We start from the raw sequence: 17,553 nt of genomic DNA, 5'->3' as shown, positions 1-17,553 counted from the left end.
GCTGACCATCCGCCCGCGAGCCCAAGGAATCCCATGCGCCAGCAGCTCACGACCTGCCCGCCAGACCCCGCAACAGCAGCGGAGTCCACCACGCTTCGGCCCAGGAGGAAGCGGACCAGGCACCCGCGGCTGGCGGTGGGGGACCGGGTCCGCTTCGCCGAGGGAACCCTGGCCGGCACGGGTGTGGTGGACGCCGTCACGTCCGACTACTCGGTCATTTGGGTGTGGACGGACGACGGCCAGGGCCGCCGGATGTTCCTGCAGGGCTACGGAAGCATCGTCTCCTCGGTTTAGGTACGACGCCGGTCCGCGCGGCGCTCATCCGCCTGGACGATTCCGTCCCGGACTGCGGCGCGGATGACGCCGTAGAGGATGTAGAAGAAGACCGCTCCGAAGAGGACAAACAGGACCAAGCCTGTGAAGTCACCCATGGTTGCTGCCCTCCTCCGGCCAGTACTGCTGGGCTGCCTTTGCGGCATCCCGCAACTTCCCGCCGTCGAGCATGATGGACGTTTCCTCAAGGCCGAAATCGGTCCACTGGGAAACCAGGCGGAGGCTGCCGGCAGGGGGAAGCGGCCAGAGCCAGAGCGAGCCGGTGCCCTGGAACTCATCCTCTCCGCCACCGCCGCCGCCATTGTTCAGGACCAGCGCCGGAGGTTCGGGTTCCTGGCCACGCTCCACGAAGCCGTGGGGACCCAGGGTGCCGGTGCTGGCTTTGGAACCATCGGGGAACTGGACGCCGAACATCAGGCCGGTCTGTTGTTCGCGGCCACTGCGGATGCCCCTTCCCGGCTGGAAGAAGAGGTGCTGCAGGTCGGCCCAGTCTTCGTCGGATTGCTGGTCACGGCGGAACAGCCAGGACAGGTTGAACACGCAGCCGGTGGAGAACACGTCCGCACTTTTGACCGCCACCACCCTCCACGGAGTCCTGGACACAAACCTGCCGATGTGGACCACGGACGGCAGCTCGTAGACTGGGGCGCCCGCCCATGGCGGCGGGACGTACCGTTGAGACCTCGGCCTCGGTGGGAGCGGAGGTACTGGAAAGTCCTGGAAGAAGGTCACGGTGATCCTTGGGTCCGCTGGTGCGACCGACCAGCGGAACAGCGGCAGCGCCGCCATGGATCCCCCAATCCGTCCTTACCCGGCCAGTCTAGCCTCCGGTTTGCCGACCCGCGGGACGCGCGGGACCCCCGTTGACCCGGTCAATCCCGCCCGCCAAAATGCTGGCCGATGGCTGCCTGGATGTGATGGCGGTGGCGGCGGAGGTAGCGTGCGTACTGGCGATCAGTCATCGCGCGGCTGGTGCTTTGCTGGCCTAAACATATGCACTGGCCAGTTCGCTGCCCTTAACTCTTGCTGCCCTGCGCTCCGGGCATATCTCTTGGCAGCATGCCCGGACCATGGTGGACCAAACCGCCAGCCTGGACTCTGCAGGCGCAGCCGCCCTGGAAGCGCACTTCCTGGATCCTGACACGCGCAACCCGGCCCGGGGTTGCCCGGTCGGAGAGATGCCGGCCCACCGGTTCAAGGCCAAAGCCCGCATCTGGCGCGAACGCAACCACCCGGAGACCCTGGAAGGACGCCACGCCAGGAGTGCAGCGGACCGGCGCGTGGAGTACACGCCGGACTGTGACGGGATGGCTTGGATCTCCGCCTATCTGCCCGCCACCACAGCCTCGGCGGTCTGGAACCGCACCACCGCCATTGCCAGGGGACTCCAAGGCCAGGACGAGCACAGGGCCCTTTCGCAACTCCGCGCTGACGTGCTCTCCGCCGCCCTGCTCACCGGTGGCGGCAACCAGGACCTCCAAGGAGGCAACAAGCCACCGCTGTGGCCCCATGTGCGGAACCGGTAGCTCCTCCCTGGGCTCCCTCACGCCTTTGGTGGGACAATAAAGGCAGGGCACCTGTCACGGCGCCACCCAGGCGTCGGCACGTCCCACTCGAGTAACCAGGAGGGGATCCTGGTGGACGCCACCACTATCGTTGTCATCGTCCTCGTTGTCCTGCTTCTCATCGCTGCAAGAATGTCCATCCGGATCGTGCGGCAATACGAGAAGGGCGTACTGTTCCGGCTTGGCAGGGTCATTGGCGTTAGGGATCCGGGCCTGCGGCTGATTGTCCCGATCATCGACCGGCTGCCGCTGGTCAGCCTCCGGATCGTGACCATGCCCATCCAGTCGCAGGGCATCATCACCCAGGACAACGTCAGCGTGGACGTCTCCGCCGTGGCCTACTACCGGGTGGTGGACGCCGTGAAGTCCGTCATCGCCATTGAGAACGTGGCCTCCGCCATCGACCAGATCGCCCAGACCACGTTGCGGAAGGTGGTGGGCCGCCACACCCTGGACCAGACCTTGTCCGAGACCGAACGGATTAACGGCGACATCCGCGAAATCCTCGACGTGCTCACCGTCGAATGGGGTGTGGAAGTCACCCTGGTGGAACTCAAGGACATCCAACTGCCGGAAAGCATGAAGCGCGCCATGGCCCGCCAGGCCGAGGCGGAGCGTGAGAAGAGAGCGAAGATCATCGCGGCCGAAGGCGAGGCCATCGCTGCAGCAGCGCTCGGCGATGCCTCCGACACCATGATGGCCCACCCGCTGGCACTGCAGCTTCGCAACCTGCAGTCCCTGGTGGAAATCGCGGTGGACAAGAACTCCACGGTGGTGTTCCCCGCCCCGCTGATGAGCACCATCGGCGAACTTTCCGCGTTCCTGGCGGGCGAGAACCAGGCGGCGTCCGCGGCCGGCCCGTCACCTGTAAAGGCGGCCTGACCGGCGGCCTGACCCGCGCGCAGCCAGGGAGCGGGCCTCACCCGGCGTGCCCCGACTTTTCGGTGCGGAACGCGGCGGCCGCTAAAGTCGTGCCATGACCACTGCTGCTCTACGGCCTGTCTACTTCCTGTCGGACAGTACCGGCATCACCGCGGAAACACTGGGCAATACACTGCTGACGCAGTTCCCGGTGGACAATTTCGACCGCGTCACCATTCCCTTCATCACCACCCCCGACCAGGCGAGGTCCGTGGTCCGCACCATCGACGGCCTGGCTGCCGCCGGGCCCCGGCCCCTCGTGTTTTCCACCGCCGTCAACAGCGAAATACGGCAGATCCTTGGCGGTTGCAACGGTGTGATCGTGGATCTGATCGGCACCCATGTGGGGGTCCTGGAGCAGGCGCTGGGCACCCCTGCCAGCGGTGAGCCGGGCCGGGCGCATGGGCTGGGGAACGCCGCGCGCTACCAGTCCCGGATGGCCGCCGTCGAGTACGCCATGGAGCATGACGACGGGCAGAGCCTGCGTGCGCTGGAGAAGGCCCAGGTGATCCTGGTGGCCCCGTCCCGGTGCGGAAAGACGCCCACCACCATGTACCTGGCGCTGCAGCACGGGATCTTCGCGGCGAACTTCCCGCTGGTGGATGAAGACTTCCAACGGGACGGGCTGCCCAAGCCGCTGCGGCCTTTCGTGTCGAAGTGTTTCGGCCTGTCCTCCAACCCGCTGCGCCTGAGCCAGATCCGTACCGAACGGCGCCCCAGCTCGCCCTACGCATCCCTGCGGCAGTGCGGTTTTGAGCTGCGCAGCGCCGAGCAGCTGTACGTTTCCCACCGGATCCCGTACCTGAACTCCGCCACCGTCTCCGTGGAGGAAATGGCGGCCACCATCCTGCAGCGGATGAACCTCAAGCACTAGCCGCCATTTCACAAACGTGGCGTAGCGCACATCATGTGGAAAGTGCGCTGCAGACCTGCCACTGTTGACAGGGTTTTTTCTTCCGGCCGGCACTACCGTGACGGCCAGCATTGCTTACGCCACCCACTGCAAAGGAGCAGCAATCATGACGACAGACGTTCTGTGGTTCTCTGAACTTGGACTCAAGGACCTGGACAAGGTGGGCGGCAAGAACGCCTCACTGGGCGAGATGGTGCAGAACCTGACCTCGGCCGGCGTCCAGGTTCCGGACGGCTTCGCCACCACGGCAGACGCCTACCGCCGGTTCCTGTCCGACTCCGGACTGGACCAGAAGATCGCCGATCGCCTGGTCGGGCTGGACACGGACGACGTGACGGCCCTGGCCTCCGCCGGCCAGGAAATCCGCTCCCTGGTCCGGGATACGCCCTTCCTGCCCGACTTCGAAGCACAGGTCCGCGAGGCGTACCAGCAGCTGGTGGACAAGCATGCCGGCTCCGCGGACCTGTCCTGGGCGGTCCGGTCCAGCGCCACGGCGGAGGACCTGCCCGATGCCTCGTTCGCCGGGCAGCAGGAGACCTTCCTGAACGTCCGCGGGATCGAGAACATCCTGCAGGCCATCAAGGACGTCTTCGCGTCGCTCTACAATGACCGCGCCATCGCCTACCGCGTGCACCACAAGTTCGAACACGCCGAGGTGGCACTCTCGGCCGGCATCCAGCGCATGGTGCGCTCCGACGTCGGCGCTTCCGGCGTCATGTTCACCATGGACACCGAGTCCGGCTTCCAGGACGCCGTGTTCGTCACCTCCTCCTACGGGCTGGGTGAAGCCGTGGTGCAGGGTGCGGTGAACCCGGACGAGTTCTACGTGTACAAGCCCGCCCTGGCGGCCGGCCGCCCGGCGATCCTCAAGCGCGGCCTGGGGGAGAAGGCCCTGCAGATGACGTACACCAACAACAGCGAGATCGGCCGCACCATCGACTTCGTGCCGGTGGAGGCTTCGCTGCGCTCGCGCTTCAGCCTGACGGACGACGACGTGGAGCAGCTTGCCCGCCACGCCGTGGCCATTGAGAAGCATTACGGCCGTCCGATGGACATTGAGTGGGGCAAGGACGGGACCGACGGCGGCCTGTACATCCTGCAGGCCCGCCCGGAAACCGTACAGTCCCGCCGGGCCCCGGGCAGCATGAGCCGTTTCCGCCTGAACGCAACCGGCCCGGTGCTGGTGGAAGGCCGGGCCATCGGGCAGCGGATCGGGGCCGGCAAGGTCCGGATCCTTACCGCCATCGACCAGATGGCGTCGTTCCAGACCGGCGACGTGCTGGTGGCGGACATGACCGACCCCGACTGGGAACCGATCATGAAGCGCGCCTCCGCCATCGTCACCAACCGCGGCGGGCGCACCTGCCACGCCGCGATCATCGCCCGCGAACTGGGGATTCCCGCCGTCGTGGGCACCGGCAACGCCACGGACACGCTGTCCGACGGCCAGGAAGTCACCGTGTCCTGCGCCGACGGCGAGACGGGGGCCATCTACGAGGGCCTGCTGGACTTCAGCGTTGAGGAAACCGGCATCACCAACCTGCCCGAGGCGCCGGTGAAGGTCATGATGAACGTGGGCACCCCCGAACAGGCGTTCACCTTCGCGCAGCTGCCCAACCACGGCGTGGGCCTGGCCCGGCTGGAGTTCATCATCAACCGGCAGATCGGCATCCACCCCAAGGCCCTGCTGAACCTGGACAGCCAGCCTGCGGATGTGGCCGCCGAGATCCGGGAACGGATCAGCGCCTACGACAGCCCCCGCGAGTACTACATCAAGCGCCTGGCCGAGGGCGTGGCCACCATCGCCGCCGCCTTTGCGCCGGAACCGGTGATCGTCCGGATGTCCGACTTCAAGTCCAACGAGTACGCCAACCTCATCGGTGGCCCGGCGTACGAGCCGCATGAAGAGAACCCGATGATCGGCTTCCGCGGCGCGTCCCGCTACCTGGAGCCGTCCTTCCGGGACTGCTTCGACCTTGAGTGCGAGGCCCTCTCTTTCGTGCGAAACGAGATGGGGCTGACCAACGTCAAGCTCATGATCCCGTTCGTGCGCACCCTGGACGAGGCGCGGGGCGTCATCGAACTGCTCGCCGAGAACGGGCTGCGCCGCGGCGAGAACGGCCTCGAGGTGATCATGATGTGCGAACTTCCCTCCAACGCACTGCTCGCCGACGAGTTCCTCGAGTACTTCGACGGCTTCTCCATCGGCTCCAACGACATGACCCAGCTGACCCTTGGCCTGGACCGGGACTCGGCGATTGTGGCCAACAGCTTCGATGAGCGGGACCCGGCCGTGAAGAAGCTGCTGAGCATGGCCATCAAGGCCTGCAGGGCCCGCGAAAAGTACGTCGGCATCTGCGGCCAGGGCCCCAGCGACCACCCCGACTTCGCCGAGTGGCTGGTACAGGAAGGCGTCAACTCCGTCTCCCTGAACCCGGACACCGTGGTGGACACCTGGCTTCGGCTCGCGGGGGCCTCAGCTGACGCTTCGGAAGGTGCAGCCGTGGCCGCCGTCGGAGCAGCCTGACCAGAAACGCTTGAGGATTAAAGGGGCGGTTCCGCCACTGCCTACAGGTGGTGACGGAACCGCCTTCACTGGTGGACGGTTTCACTGGTTGGACGGTTCGGGGAGCAGCCCCAGCTGGCCAAGAAGTTCCATCTGGTCGAAGTAGGCGTGGTGCGCGGTGATCAGGCCTGCCTCCACTTTGGTGATGTCGCAGCTTCGCACCCGGACCTGCTTTCCTGTCGGCGGCAGCGTCCCGCCGGTGGGCAGGTTCAGCTGCCCGGTGTTCGTGCCCACCACGAAGCCCTCCAGGATGGCAACGTCCCCGGCCTCATGAGTGGCCACCTGCTGGTACGTGACGTCCGGCATGGCCTCCCAGAAGTGGAGGAAATAGTTGGTGATCGCCTCGCGGCCGGAGATCTCTCCCTGGTCCGGAGTGCTGATTACGGCGCCTTCGGCGTAGCAGCCTGCCAGCGCATCCCTGTCCTTTGCGTCCATGGCCGTCATCAGCCGGCCCATGACGTCACGTGCCTGTCCCATTGCAGCCTCCATTGTGGTTCCCGGTTTTCCTCTACGGACGGCCCGCTTCGTGCGGCGTCCGTAAAAGGAAAAGTACGACGGCGGAACACACCCCCGCGATCCCCGCACCAGGGGTTTCGGGGCGACTGGAAAACCACCCATTTGGGGGATTGCCGGCCTGCCTGCCGGGCGGATACTGGAGGTATGTGGGAGGAGCGCGCGGAGCGTGCCCGGCGGGACATCGCCGCCATGGCCGCCGGCGGGATGGACCTGCCTGACCTCTATACCTCGGCGCTGGCCGTGGTGCAGCGGGAGGTGCCGTTCGAGCAAGGGTGCTGGGCCGCCGTCGACCCCGCCTCCATGGTGATGACCTCCGTTACCAACTGGCTGCCGTGGCCGGTGGGTGGGCGCCAGTTTGAGGAGTATTTCCTCCGCTTTGCCCAGTCCGAATACACAGGCCGGGAACCCAACACCTTCGCCGAGCTGCTGCGCCGGCCCCGCCCCATCGCGAGGATTTCGGATGCGCCGCACCGTGAGGTGGTCCGCAGCGTCCGGATCAACGACCTGATCAAGCCGCTGGGCTTCGAGCATGAGTTGCGGGCCGCGTTCCGCGTGGACGACTTGTGCTGGGGCGTGGGGAGCATCTTCCGGGAAGGCGGCAGCGACTTCACCGACCGGGAGGTGGAATTCCTGGGCGCGGTGACTGCCACGCTCGCGTCGGCCACCAGGGCCGCCGTCCGCGTGGCGCACCCGGCGGGACCGGCCGCCGTGGGGCCTGTCATTGTCCTGGCCGGGCTGCACGGCGACCTCCGCGCGGCCACGCCGGCCGCCGCCTCCTGGCTTGCCCAGGTGGAGGACGCTGCGCCCGGGCGCTTCAGCCAGACGCTCTATTCGGTGGTGGCGCAGGCGCATGCGGCGGCAACCGGGACGGCGCGGGCCAGGATGCGCGACGCCGGGAACAATTGGGTGGTGCTGCAGGCCAGCAGCCTCATCACCGGCGATGATCCCGAACAGATGGTGGTCACCGTGGAACCGGCAACCACCCACGACCTCGTGGCCCTGCTGCTGATGGCGTACGGCGTGACCGCCCGGGAACGGGATGTCTGCCTGGAGGTGCTGGCCGGAAGTTCGACGGCGGAGATCGCCCGGCACCTGTTCATCTCGCCGCACACGGTGCACGACCACTTGAAGTCGCTCTTTGAAAAGGTGGGCGTCGGCAGCCGCGGCGAGCTGGTGGCCAGGCTCGTGGCCTGACCGGCAGTCTGTTTTAACGGGTCCGAGGACTCTGTGTCCGGGGGCGCCCGCCCTGGAAGCTGGAGGTACAGCCGGCAACCGGAGGATCCCATGCATGCCTTGGCGGAATCGGTGCGCACGCACCCGCTGTGGTGGTACTACGTTGTTACCTTCCTCTTGTCGTGGGGCGCCATTGTGCTCGCGGTGTGGGCGGTCACGGGTGGCCTGTCGCCTACGCCGGAGCAGTTCCAGCTCACCATCCCCGTAACCGTGCCGGCGATGCTGCTCGGACCAGCGTTGGCCAGCCTGGTGCTTACCGGAGTTGTATCGGGACGGGCAGGCTACCGGGACCTCTGGGCGAGGCTGCTGAGATGGCGTGTGGGCGGGCGCTGGTATTTGGTCCTGCTGGTGGCGCCGGTCTGTTTGGCCGCGTTCGTGCTGGTGCTCTGGCTGGCGTCCCCGGATTACGCGCCTCGGATCGCCACGGCTACAGATAAGGGCGGCACCATCCTCACTGGACTGGCCATCGGGCTGGCGGCGGGATTTCTCGAGGAAATCGGTTGGACCGGCTTCGCCATCCCCAAGGCGAGGCAGCGCTTCAGTGTTCTGTGGACGGGAATCCTGGTGGGGGTGCTGTGGGGTGCGTGGCACTTCTTCGTGAATTATTGGGGTGGGGGCGGGACCAATGGCGGGGTGCCCCTGGGAATCTTCCTGTCGCTGTGGCTGGTGGCCGTCCTCGTCGGCCAGCTTACGGCGTACCGGGTGCTCATGGTGTGGGTTTACGACCATACAGGCAGCATGCTTCTGGCAGCGCTGATGCACGTCAGCCTCGCGGCGTTCCAGTACATCCTCAACCCGCTGACACCTGGCATTCCGCAGCAGGTCTATCCCTGGGGCCAGGCGGCCGCCATGTGGCTGCTGGTTGCTGCCGTGGCCCTTGCCCGCCGGGGGGACCTCACAAAACAAAGAACGACGACGGCGCCGGCCTGAGCGCTGCGCGGCCGAGGCAGCATCTCAGTCCGCGCCCTTGCCGGCCAGGATCTGTTCGCGCAGGATGTCCGCGTGGCCGCAGTGCTGGGCGAGTTCCCGCAGCATGTGCAGGTACAACCAGCGCAGCGGGAGCGGTCCCCGCCGGTTGCCGGTCACGACGTCGTCGAGGCCCAGAGGGGCGGCAGCAGCCCGGGACGCGGCGCACGCGTCCCGGTGGGCTTTCCGGACGGAGTCGATGGTGTCACCGTCGTCCAGGATGAACGACTCGTCAGGAGTGGCGGGGATGCCGATCTCGCTGCGGGGACGGCCGGTGAAGGCTTCGTCGAACCAGACCTTCTCCACGAAGGTGGCGTGCTTCACCAGCCCCAGCAGTGTGGTGCGGGAGGGAACCAGCCGACGCCGGACCTGCTCCTCGGTCAGCCCGTTTAGGCACCCGTTGAGCGCGGCCCGGTGCTCATCCAGGAAGAACTCGAACTGGACACGCGCAGGTTCGTTGATGACGTCGTCCATCGAGTGGGAGTGGGAAGCCATAAGCAGACCCTAGCAAGCCGGAAAGGGAACGCGGCTTACTTCATCGCCCCCGTAAGCATGCCTCCCACGTAGTACTTCTGGAGCAGGACATAGATAACGATGCATGGGACGATCGTCACCGCGACGCCCGCCTGCAGTGCCCCCCAGTCCAGGGTCCCGAAAGTGCCGCTGGAGAGCACGTTCAAGGCCACCGGAAGGGTGTACTTGGACTGGTCTGTCATGAGGATCAGCGCGGCGAAGAACTCGTTCCACGAGGCGAAAAAGGTGAACAGCGCGGTGCTGATCACCCCCGGAATGGCCACCGGGAGCAGCACCCGGACCATGGCACGCAGCACGCTGCACCCGTCCACCAGGGCAGCTTCCTCAATGCTCGCCGGCAGCGCTGCGAAGGAATTCCTCATCAGGAAGATACCGAATGGCAGGTTAAAGGTGGTGTACACCAGCATGAGGCCCAGGAGGTTGTTGGTCAGGCCGATCTGGTGCAGCACCAGGTACAGCGGAGTGATGACCGCCTGGAAAGGGATCATGAAGGTGGCGAGGGTAGCGAAAAACAGCAGGTTGCTGCCGCGGAAGCGCAGTTTGGCAAAGCCGTAGCCGGCCAGCGTGCTCAATACGATCGTCAGGAGCGTTGCGCCAACTGAGACGAGGACGCTGTTGCCCAACTGCTGGACGAAGCCCGCACCGCCGTTCTCGTTGCCGAATAGCTTCGCGAAGTTCCCCCACGAGAAGGAACCCGGGAAAAGCGTGGGCGGCGCGGCAGCAGCCTCGGCAGGGGACTTGATCGACTGTGAGAGAACTACCCAGAACGGGTAGAGGAACAGGGCCGCGAGGCTGAGGTTGATAATCCACCAGGCCGTGCGCGGCACCGGGCGGAGTCTGGATTGCAGTGAAGTCATGGAGGGGTCCGTTTCCGATGGATTGGACTAGTTGTGGTCCGAGTTGCGGAGGATGAGCATCTGGATGGCGCTGACGACCGCGAGCACGATCATCAGCAGGGCAGAGAGCGCAGCGCCATAGCCGAGCTGGAAACCCTGGAAGGACACCCGGTAGATGTGGTACACCGCGGTGATGGTCTGGTTCGCCGGGCCGCCGCTGGTCATGATGTAGAACTGGTCGAAGGCCAGCAGTGAGCCGGCTACCGAAAAGACGAGCACCAGCGCGAGGGTGGGCCGCAGCAGCGGCAGGATGATGTAGCGGAACACCTGTGTTCGGCTTGCACCATCGATCCTGGCCGCTTCCTCGAGCTCCACGGGGATGGACTGCAAGCCCGAGTTCAGCAGCAGCATCTGCATGCCGGCAACCTTCCAGACCACCATGGCGCACACGATGCCCAGCGCTCCGGCGAAGCTTCCGAACCAGTTGTCCGAGTGCGAGGCCAGCCCGCCGCGGGTAAGCAGGTCCAGCAGGGGCCCGATGTTGGGCTGGGCCATGAAGAGCCACAGGTAACCGGCGGCGGCGAAGCCGACCACCACCGGCAGGAAATAGATGGACTGGAAGATTCTGGAAGCTTTGCCCGGACGCCGGATCAGGAGCGCCAGCGCGATCCCGATGACCAGCAGCAGGGGAGTCATGATCACGGTGTAGAGGAGGGTGAACCCGGCTGCCCGCAGGAAGTCCTGGTCCTGGAACGCCGTCGCGTAGTTGCCCAGGCCGATGAAGCTGATCTTGCCCAGCAGCGGCCAGCGGTTCAGGGACATCCACAGCATCAGGACCACGGGCAGGAAGAAGAAGACGGTGAGGAGGATCAGCGCGGGGGCGACCACCAACGCGCCGAGCCTGCTGCGCGAGGTGGTGAGGGTCCGCCGGCTCCGTGGCGGACGTAGGGGCGCCGTTGGGCGTTGGGGCTTGCCGGGGCGCGTTGTCAGGGTGGTGTGGTGTGCCAAAGTAGGTCTCCTTGAGGACGAGGCGGGTGCTGCCGCGGGTCCGCGGCAGCACCCGTGGATGTCAGGGTCCGGTCTGGATGATCTGCTGGGCGGCCTGCTGCGCCTTTTGCTGCGCGGCCTGGATGTCGCCGCCGAAGACGGCCTCGTTGATCATGGTTGCCCATGGTCCGTTGTTGTCATTGAACAGCTTGTTTTCCACGACGCTGTACGGCGTCTTGCCGGTCTCCAGCGCCTTGCTGAAGATCTCGTTGCGCGGGTCTGCCGAGGCGTAGACGCTCTTTACGAGGTCAGTCCTGACCGGGACGATGGAGTTCTTCGCCAGCAGGGTCTGGGCCTCGTCGCCGGTGGCCCACTTTACGAAGTCCCATGCGGCAGGCTTGTTCTTTGACCCGGTGGTGACCGCGATGTTGTCGCCGCCCGCGAAGGAAGCTGAGCCGCCGTTCTCTCCCGGGATGGGGGCGATGCCGTAGTCAACCTTCTTGTCCGTGTTCAGCGTCTGCGTGAAGAAGGCGCCGAGCACCACCATGCCCACTTTTCCAGCCTGGAACAGGGCCGGCTGGGCGGTGCCCGAGTCGGTCTTCGCCGCCTCCGGCATCACGCCGGCGTCGTGCATCTGCTTGTAGAACGTCAGCGCCTTGGTGACCTCGGGAGAGTCCAGTTTCGCGGTCTTGCCGTCGTCGGAGAGTACGTCGCCGCCGCTGGCCCAGACGCTGGGGGTGAACTCGAAGATATTGCAGCCGCCGCACTGGCCGGCCATCGTGAAGCCGTAGGTGTCGGGGCCCAGGGCGCGGATCTTCTTGGCGGCGTTGAGGATCTCCTCGTAGTTTGCCGGCGGTTTGGCAGGGTCAAGGCCGGCCTTCTGGAAGAGATCCTTGTTGTAGAACAGCACGGATGCTTCGGCCGTGAAGGGCAGGGCGTAGGTCTTGTCCTCCCACGTGGAGAGGCGCGCGTGCGACGGGCTGAGCTTGTCCTTGTACGGCAGTTTCGAGGCGTCGTCGGTGATGTCCTGGAGGACCCCGGTGGAGGCGAAGTAGGGCAGGTAGACCAGGTCGATGGAAGCCACGTCCGGGCCCGACCCGCCAGCGGTTGCCGTGCCGAATTTCTGCACGAAGTTTCCGCTGGGCACGATGGTGACCTGGACCTGCGCCTTGTGGGACTTGTTGTACGCGTCCGCGAGCAGATCCATGAACCCCTTCTGTGAATCGCGGGCCCACAGCGTGATGGTCCCGCTCGGCTCCCCGGAGGAGGCCTGCAGGGAGTCGGAGCCGGAGGAACTGCCACAACCGGTGGCCGTGAGGGTGAGGGATGCCGCCAGCGCCAGTGCTGCAGCGAGTTTTGTGCGTTTCATATGCCGTTTCCTCTTCATAGGGATGGGTGGGAGGTGCAACTAGGCGAGGGGGATCCAGACCCGCATGGCGGCCGGCCCACGGTTGGCCCAGCGGAAATACGGGATGGCAGTCAGTTCGACGGGCCGCTGTTCCGCGGCTTCCGTTCCGGAGGTGCGGTAGAGCGTCTGCTCCGACTGGGGACGGGCGACGCCTGCGGCTTTGAGCACGGTGCGCACCCCGGGGATGCCCTCCGCCGCTGCAATTTCCACCGGCGCGGCCGCGTCGACCGCAAGGTCTTCCAGCACGACGCCGTCCGCCTGGTCATGCTGCTCGAGGCAGTAGACCACGGGGCCACGGACCAGGGCGACCGTGCCGCGCACAGCATCGACGCGGGGATGAGCGCTAACAATTCGGACAGGCATCGGCAGTGTCAGCAAGACGATGGTGCTCCCTTCCCAGTCGCGGCTGAGCCGGAGGTAGCCGGATGCATCAGTCACTGCCTCGGTGGGCTTTCCGCCGATGGTCACCTCCGGGTCCTTGCACCACGAAGGGATGCGCACGGAGAGCGTCCACTCGCCGGCAGGAGCCGTGACCTCGATGCTGGCCTTTTCGTCCCAGGGATATTCGGTGGTTGTGGCAACAGTTACTTCGCCGCCGAAAGGTTCACCTGAGGCGCGGATCTCACCGTCGTGCAGCAGCTGGAGCTGAAGGCCGGACTCATCCTGCGTGGCTACGTAATGGTGCAGGGATGCCACGAGGCGTGCGAGGTTCGGCGGGCAGCAGGCGCATGCATACCAGGACAGGCGTTCCGACGGCGCGTCCTCGGTGGAGCCGTCATGGCCGGTGCGCAGTTGCAGCGGGTTGGAGTAGAAGAAGCTGTTGCCTTCAACGGAGGTGGAAGCGGCGATGCCGTTGTAGAGGGCCCGCTCCATCTCGTCGGCGTATTTGCTGTTGCCGGTTGCCAGCAGCAGCCGCCAGCTGAAGTGCAGGCTCGCGATGGAGGCACACGTTTCGGCGTAGGCGCGGTCCGGCGGCAGCTCGAAGGCGTCGCCGAATGCCTCGTCCCGGTGCCGGGATCCGAGCGCCCCGGTGAGGTAGGCCTTTTGGGTGAAAATGTTCTCCCACAGCGATTCCGCGGCCTCCAGCAGGGATGCGTCCCCGTTTTCGAGGTAGGCATCGGCCACTCCGGTGGAAAGGTAGACCTGGCGCACTGCGTGACCTGTTGCCTCGTGGGCCGCCTTGCGGATGGGAAGGTGGTCCTGGAAATACTGGCGGCCGAACCTGTCGTCGGGGAGGATGCCGTGCCCGCGCAGTTCCAGCTGCCGGACGGCCGTTTCAAGGTAGCGCTTGTCTCCGGTCAGGCGGTAGAGCTCCACCAATGCGGTTTCCACTTCCGGGTGCCCGTCGATCTTTTCGGCGCCGCCGGGGCCGAAGTTCTCCACGATGCAGTCGGCGACGCGGCGGGCCACCTCGACGACGGCTCCGTTGCCTGTGGTGCGGGCCACGGCAACTGCCGCCTGCAGCAGGTGGCCGGCGGTGTACAGCTCGTGGCTCCACTGCAGCTTGTCCCAGCGCTTCCCGGGCTCAACGCCCTGGACCCAGGTGTTCAGGTAGCCGTCCGGCTCCTGCACCTTGGCCAGCAGCTCGCCCATGGACGCCACATACTCTTCCCACCGCGGATCCGCCTGCCTGCCGGCCTCCCAGCCCACAGCCTCCAGCGTCTTGTACAGGTCCGAGTCCTGGAACCAGAATCCGCGGAACGCCGCGTCGCTCTCGCCGCCCAGCCGCCGGAAGTTGTCGAGGGCGCCGCTGGATTCCAGATTGTCGATGCAATGCGGAATGGTGGAGGTCCGGTTGAGCTCCTGCCAGCTGCCCAGATGTCCCTCTGGGCGCAGCTGCACGGAATCGAAGGCCAGCGGGCGCAGCGCGTAGTGTCCGGACGTCGTCGCCCCGACGGGCCCCGCTGCGGTCCCGCCGCCGGTACCCTGCCCTGCGGACGGTGCTGGACTGTGGTGAACAGATGTCATCAATGACCTCTTCCAAAGTGTGAATCGGAGGGAGACGGGACAGAATCCGGAAAAGCCGGAAACGGAAAATCAGGAAATCGTCTTCCGAGGCCCAACCCTAAGTGACCTGCGTCTCACCTGTCAACGGCTTCTGCTAGGCTTTATGCGGGCGGAAAAGCGACTTTTCGGCTCTATGAGGAATTGGTCCGGCGGTGAAAGGGGGACTTGTGACGGAAAATAGTTTCCGTTCTTCCGGCATCGCGGCTGTAGCCGCGCGGGCGGGAGTATCGACCGGAACGGTGTCAAAGGCGCTGAACGGGACGGGCCAACTGCGGGAATCGACCCGGCTGCGGGTACGCGCCGCCGCGGAGGAGGTGGGCTGGCTGCCGAACGGTGCCGCCCGGAGCATCCGCAGTGGCAGGACCTACACCGTGGGGGTTATCACCACCGACAGTTATGGACGCTTCAGCATCCCCATCCTGCGCGGCGTCGAGGACGCCCTGGGCCTGGGCGAGATGCTTTGCTTCCTTTGTGACAGCAGGGATGATCCCATCCGGGAACAGCACTACGTGCGTACATTGCTGGCGCGGCAGGTGGACGGAATCATCGTCGTGGGCCGCAAAGTGGATCCGCGGCCGCCGCTCGGTGAAAACCTGCCAGTGCCGGTAGTCTATGCGTTCGCGCCGTCGAAGGACCCGGGGGACTGCTCCGTCACGGGGGACGAGCGGGGTGGTGCCCGCCGTGCCGTTGACCACCTCGTTAAGACCGGGCGACGCCGGATTGCCCATATCACGGGCTTGGAAAACCACGCGTCGGCGGTCCTGCGGGCGGACGGTTTCCTCGCTGCAATGGCCGACCAGGGACTGGAGCCGGTAGGGGATGTCTGGTACGGCAGTTGGACGGAGGAATGGGGCCACAACGGGGTCCGCGCGCTGTTGGCCAGCCACTCCGACGTCGATGCGATTTTCTGCGGCAGCGACCAGATCGCACGTGGCGCCGCCTACGAACTTGAGCGGCATGGCTTGTCGATCCCCGACGACGTGGCACTGATCGGCGTGGACAACTGGTCCCCGTTCACCGATGGGTACAGACCGCATCTGTCCAGCATTGACCTGAACCTCTCCACTATTGGCAGGCGGGCGGGTGAGGCCCTGCTGTCAGCGCTCGACGGCATACCCCTTCCGGGCGTACATATCGTGGATTGTGACCTTATCGTCCGTGAGTCCTCCGGTCCGCGGGGGTGACCCGCCGGCAAACGGTTGGCAGCGCCTGCGGCTATGGCCGCGGTTCCGGGGGCCGCCGGTGCCTGTGGTGGAGCTCGTAGTGGTCGAACACATCGGAGGACGTGCTTCCCACGTGGCCGAACTTCCCGCGCAGCACTTCGGCCAGGTCGTCCAGCGCCGCGTAGAGCATCCGCCCGGCAAACCGGAGTTCGGGGTTGTCGCTGCCCTGCGCATCCGAGGCCAGGTGGTGGGCGTAGGCGATGGTGGCGGGAAGGGAACCCCGTTGCTCCACCTCATGGAAGTAATAGGTCTCGTGGAAGGACAGGAGATCGATGCTCACGGACGCCACGTTTTCCGCCATGGATTCCAGCAGTCCTGCTGCATGCCGTGCATCAAGTGAGGCGATGCCGGACGGACCCGCCGCTTCCCGGAACAGGTTCAACTGGTGGGCGAGTGCGCGCCGGCGGCTCAGCGCCGGGTAGGTCTGCAGGATCCACGAGACCGTGGCGGTCAGCAGGCCGAAACCGGCCACGGCCTGGAACGCCATCACTAGCCGCAGCAGCGGGTGCGTGGCCACGATCTCACCGAATCCAGCGGTGGAGAGGGCCACCAGCGAGATGTACAGGGCCTCCGCAAAGTCAGCCTGCCGTGGCACGTTGGCCGAGTAGGAGAACCCGTTCGACAAATGGGGGAGGTACAGCAGGGCCCAGCCCACGGCAGCCAGCGCCGCCCACGCAGCGATGACAGCCGCCATGGCCAGCGGGGCTGCGATGGAGGACGCCCCGCCCCTGAGTCTCCTGGACAGCAGCCAGAACCCGCGCATGATCGTCCGGCCCACCGGGCCCGAGCCGTGCGGGTACAGCAGGGTATGGAAGACGTCGGCGACCATCAGCAGAATCAGCGCGGCACCAATCACCGTCAGGAGCGCGTCCTCGAAGTTCATGCCTCATCTTAAGTGCGCGGGCTGCCCAACCGGGGACCGGACAAGGCATAGAGGTTCGACGGCGGAACACGGCGTGGGAGCGAGGGGCCACTGGTTAGGCTGGCGCCATGGACTTTCGACTTCGCCAAGCGACACCGGAGGACGCCGAGGCGGTGGTGCTCATGCAGACTCTGGCCCATGAGGAGTGCTACCCGCATCTGCTCTCTGCGGAATTCTTCCGCCGCCGCAGGGCCAGCATCCCCGAGCGGGTGGAACGCCGGCGGCCATTCCTGGCCACTGACGAGCCACGGATCCTCGCGCTGGACGCCGACAATGACCTGGTGGGCTTCGCGGACGCCGGCCCGGGGCGCGACGACGACGGCCCCGCAGCCGTGGAGCTCTACTCGATCTACACCCTCCGGCGGACCTACGGAACGGGCCTTGGGGCAGCCCTGGTGAGCGCCGCCGTCGGCTCCGGCCCGGCCTACCTCTGGGTGGTGGAGAACAATCCCCGCGCCCTGGCCTTCTACCTGAAGCAGGGGTTCCGGCCGGACGGCAGGCGCAACACGCTGCCACCCGAGTGGGAGGGGCTGCCGGAGTTCCGGTTGGTCCGGCGCAGCAGCCAATAGTGTTCGACGGCGGCCCGTGGCCTGAGTGCAGCGCCCGCCTGAGTGCAGCGCGGG

18 protein-coding genes are annotated in these 17,553 nt (G+C 66.1%); 9 read left to right on the top strand and 9 right to left on the bottom strand.

The window, feature by feature from the left end:
• Positions 1–33: 33 nt before the first annotated feature.
• The gene (locus tag AC6JAM_RS03800) at positions 34–294 is read left to right on the top strand and encodes a hypothetical protein (protein ID WP_497934099.1); all 261 of its coding nucleotides are present in this window, start codon (positions 34–36) and stop codon (positions 292–294) included.
• Here the strand turns inward: AC6JAM_RS03800 and AC6JAM_RS03795 are convergent.
• Positions 291–431: a hypothetical protein gene (locus tag AC6JAM_RS03795; RefSeq protein ID WP_186447861.1), complete on the bottom strand. Its 141-nt coding sequence runs from the start codon at positions 429–431 to the stop codon at positions 291–293. The genes AC6JAM_RS03800 and AC6JAM_RS03795 overlap by 4 nt on opposite strands.
• Positions 424–912, bottom strand: a complete 489-nt coding sequence (locus AC6JAM_RS03790; RefSeq protein ID WP_497934098.1) for a hypothetical protein — start codon at positions 910–912, stop codon at positions 424–426. The genes AC6JAM_RS03795 and AC6JAM_RS03790 overlap by 8 nt, the downstream gene beginning before the upstream one ends.
• Before the next feature lie 419 nt (positions 913–1,331).
• Here AC6JAM_RS03790 and AC6JAM_RS03785 point away from each other — a divergent pair, with 419 nt between their 5' ends.
• The 4 genes from AC6JAM_RS03785 (at position 1,332) to ppsA (ending at position 6,259) form a co-directional block, all read left to right on the top strand.
• Entirely contained in the window at positions 1,332–1,859 is a 528-nt protein-coding gene (locus AC6JAM_RS03785) for a DUF222 domain-containing protein (RefSeq protein ID WP_497935897.1), read from the top strand.
• Positions 1,860–1,970: 111 nt separating this feature from the next.
• Positions 1,971–2,780, top strand: coding sequence for a slipin family protein (locus tag AC6JAM_RS03780; protein WP_497934097.1), 810 nt, complete (start codon positions 1,971–1,973; stop codon positions 2,778–2,780).
• 94 nt (positions 2,781–2,874) lie between these two features.
• Positions 2,875–3,693 carry a pyruvate, water dikinase regulatory protein gene (locus tag AC6JAM_RS03775; protein ID WP_018770551.1) on the top strand — a complete coding sequence of 273 codons (819 nt, stop codon included), beginning with the start codon at positions 2,875–2,877 and terminating at the stop codon, positions 3,691–3,693.
• Positions 3,694–3,838: 145 nt separating this feature from the next.
• Positions 3,839–6,259: a phosphoenolpyruvate synthase gene (ppsA, locus tag AC6JAM_RS03770; protein WP_134165530.1), complete on the top strand. Its 2,421-nt coding sequence runs from the start codon at positions 3,839–3,841 to the stop codon at positions 6,257–6,259.
• An 81-nt stretch (positions 6,260–6,340) separates the two neighbouring features.
• Here the strand turns inward: ppsA and AC6JAM_RS03765 are convergent, their stop codons facing one another.
• Entirely contained in the window at positions 6,341–6,775 is a 435-nt protein-coding gene (locus AC6JAM_RS03765) for a nuclear transport factor 2 family protein (RefSeq protein ID WP_018770549.1), read from the bottom strand.
• A 183-nt stretch (positions 6,776–6,958) separates the two neighbouring features.
• Here AC6JAM_RS03765 and AC6JAM_RS03760 point away from each other — a divergent pair, with 183 nt between their 5' ends.
• Positions 6,959–8,008 carry a helix-turn-helix transcriptional regulator gene (locus AC6JAM_RS03760; RefSeq protein ID WP_223994052.1) on the top strand — a complete coding sequence of 350 codons (1,050 nt, stop codon included), beginning with the start codon at positions 6,959–6,961 and terminating at the stop codon, positions 8,006–8,008.
• 90 nt (positions 8,009–8,098) lie between these two features.
• Positions 8,099–8,977, top strand: a complete 879-nt coding sequence (locus tag AC6JAM_RS03755; RefSeq protein ID WP_223994054.1) for a CPBP family intramembrane glutamic endopeptidase — start codon at positions 8,099–8,101, stop codon at positions 8,975–8,977.
• 24 nt (positions 8,978–9,001) lie between these two features.
• Here the strand turns inward: AC6JAM_RS03755 and AC6JAM_RS03750 are convergent, their stop codons facing one another.
• The 5 genes from AC6JAM_RS03750 to AC6JAM_RS03730 form a co-directional block, all read right to left on the bottom strand.
• Complete coding sequence (locus tag AC6JAM_RS03750) at positions 9,002–9,508, bottom strand: DinB family protein (RefSeq protein WP_223994056.1); 507 nt, start codon at positions 9,506–9,508, stop codon at positions 9,002–9,004.
• A gap of 35 nt (positions 9,509–9,543) precedes the next feature.
• Positions 9,544–10,404: a carbohydrate ABC transporter permease gene (locus AC6JAM_RS03745; protein ID WP_056393234.1), complete on the bottom strand. Its 861-nt coding sequence runs from the start codon at positions 10,402–10,404 to the stop codon at positions 9,544–9,546.
• A gap of 27 nt (positions 10,405–10,431) precedes the next feature.
• Entirely contained in the window at positions 10,432–11,391 is a 960-nt protein-coding gene (locus AC6JAM_RS03740) for a carbohydrate ABC transporter permease (RefSeq protein ID WP_223994064.1), read from the bottom strand.
• Positions 11,392–11,452: 61 nt separating this feature from the next.
• Entirely contained in the window at positions 11,453–12,739 is a 1,287-nt protein-coding gene (locus tag AC6JAM_RS03735) for an ABC transporter substrate-binding protein (RefSeq protein WP_056393237.1), read from the bottom strand.
• Positions 12,740–12,778: 39 nt separating this feature from the next.
• Positions 12,779–14,746 carry a glycoside hydrolase family 127 protein gene (locus AC6JAM_RS03730; RefSeq protein WP_497934095.1) on the bottom strand — a complete coding sequence of 656 codons (1,968 nt, stop codon included), beginning with the start codon at positions 14,744–14,746 and terminating at the stop codon, positions 12,779–12,781.
• A 206-nt stretch (positions 14,747–14,952) separates the two neighbouring features.
• Here AC6JAM_RS03730 and AC6JAM_RS03725 point away from each other — a divergent pair, with 206 nt between their 5' ends.
• Positions 14,953–15,969: a LacI family DNA-binding transcriptional regulator gene (locus AC6JAM_RS03725; RefSeq protein WP_026265967.1), complete on the top strand. Its 1,017-nt coding sequence runs from the start codon at positions 14,953–14,955 to the stop codon at positions 15,967–15,969.
• Positions 15,970–16,000: 31 nt separating this feature from the next.
• Here the strand turns inward: AC6JAM_RS03725 and AC6JAM_RS03720 are convergent, their stop codons facing one another.
• Positions 16,001–16,891: a potassium channel family protein gene (locus AC6JAM_RS03720; RefSeq protein WP_134165533.1), complete on the bottom strand. Its 891-nt coding sequence runs from the start codon at positions 16,889–16,891 to the stop codon at positions 16,001–16,003.
• 107 nt (positions 16,892–16,998) lie between these two features.
• Between AC6JAM_RS03720 and AC6JAM_RS03715 the strand changes: the two genes are divergently transcribed.
• Positions 16,999–17,499, top strand: a complete 501-nt coding sequence (locus tag AC6JAM_RS03715; RefSeq protein WP_497934094.1) for a GNAT family N-acetyltransferase — start codon at positions 16,999–17,001, stop codon at positions 17,497–17,499.
• The last annotated feature ends 54 nt before the right edge of the window (positions 17,500–17,553 follow it).

The organism is Arthrobacter sp. GmRoot5-12, assembly GCF_059739365.1.
This window is presented reverse-complemented; position numbering and strand designations above follow the sequence as displayed.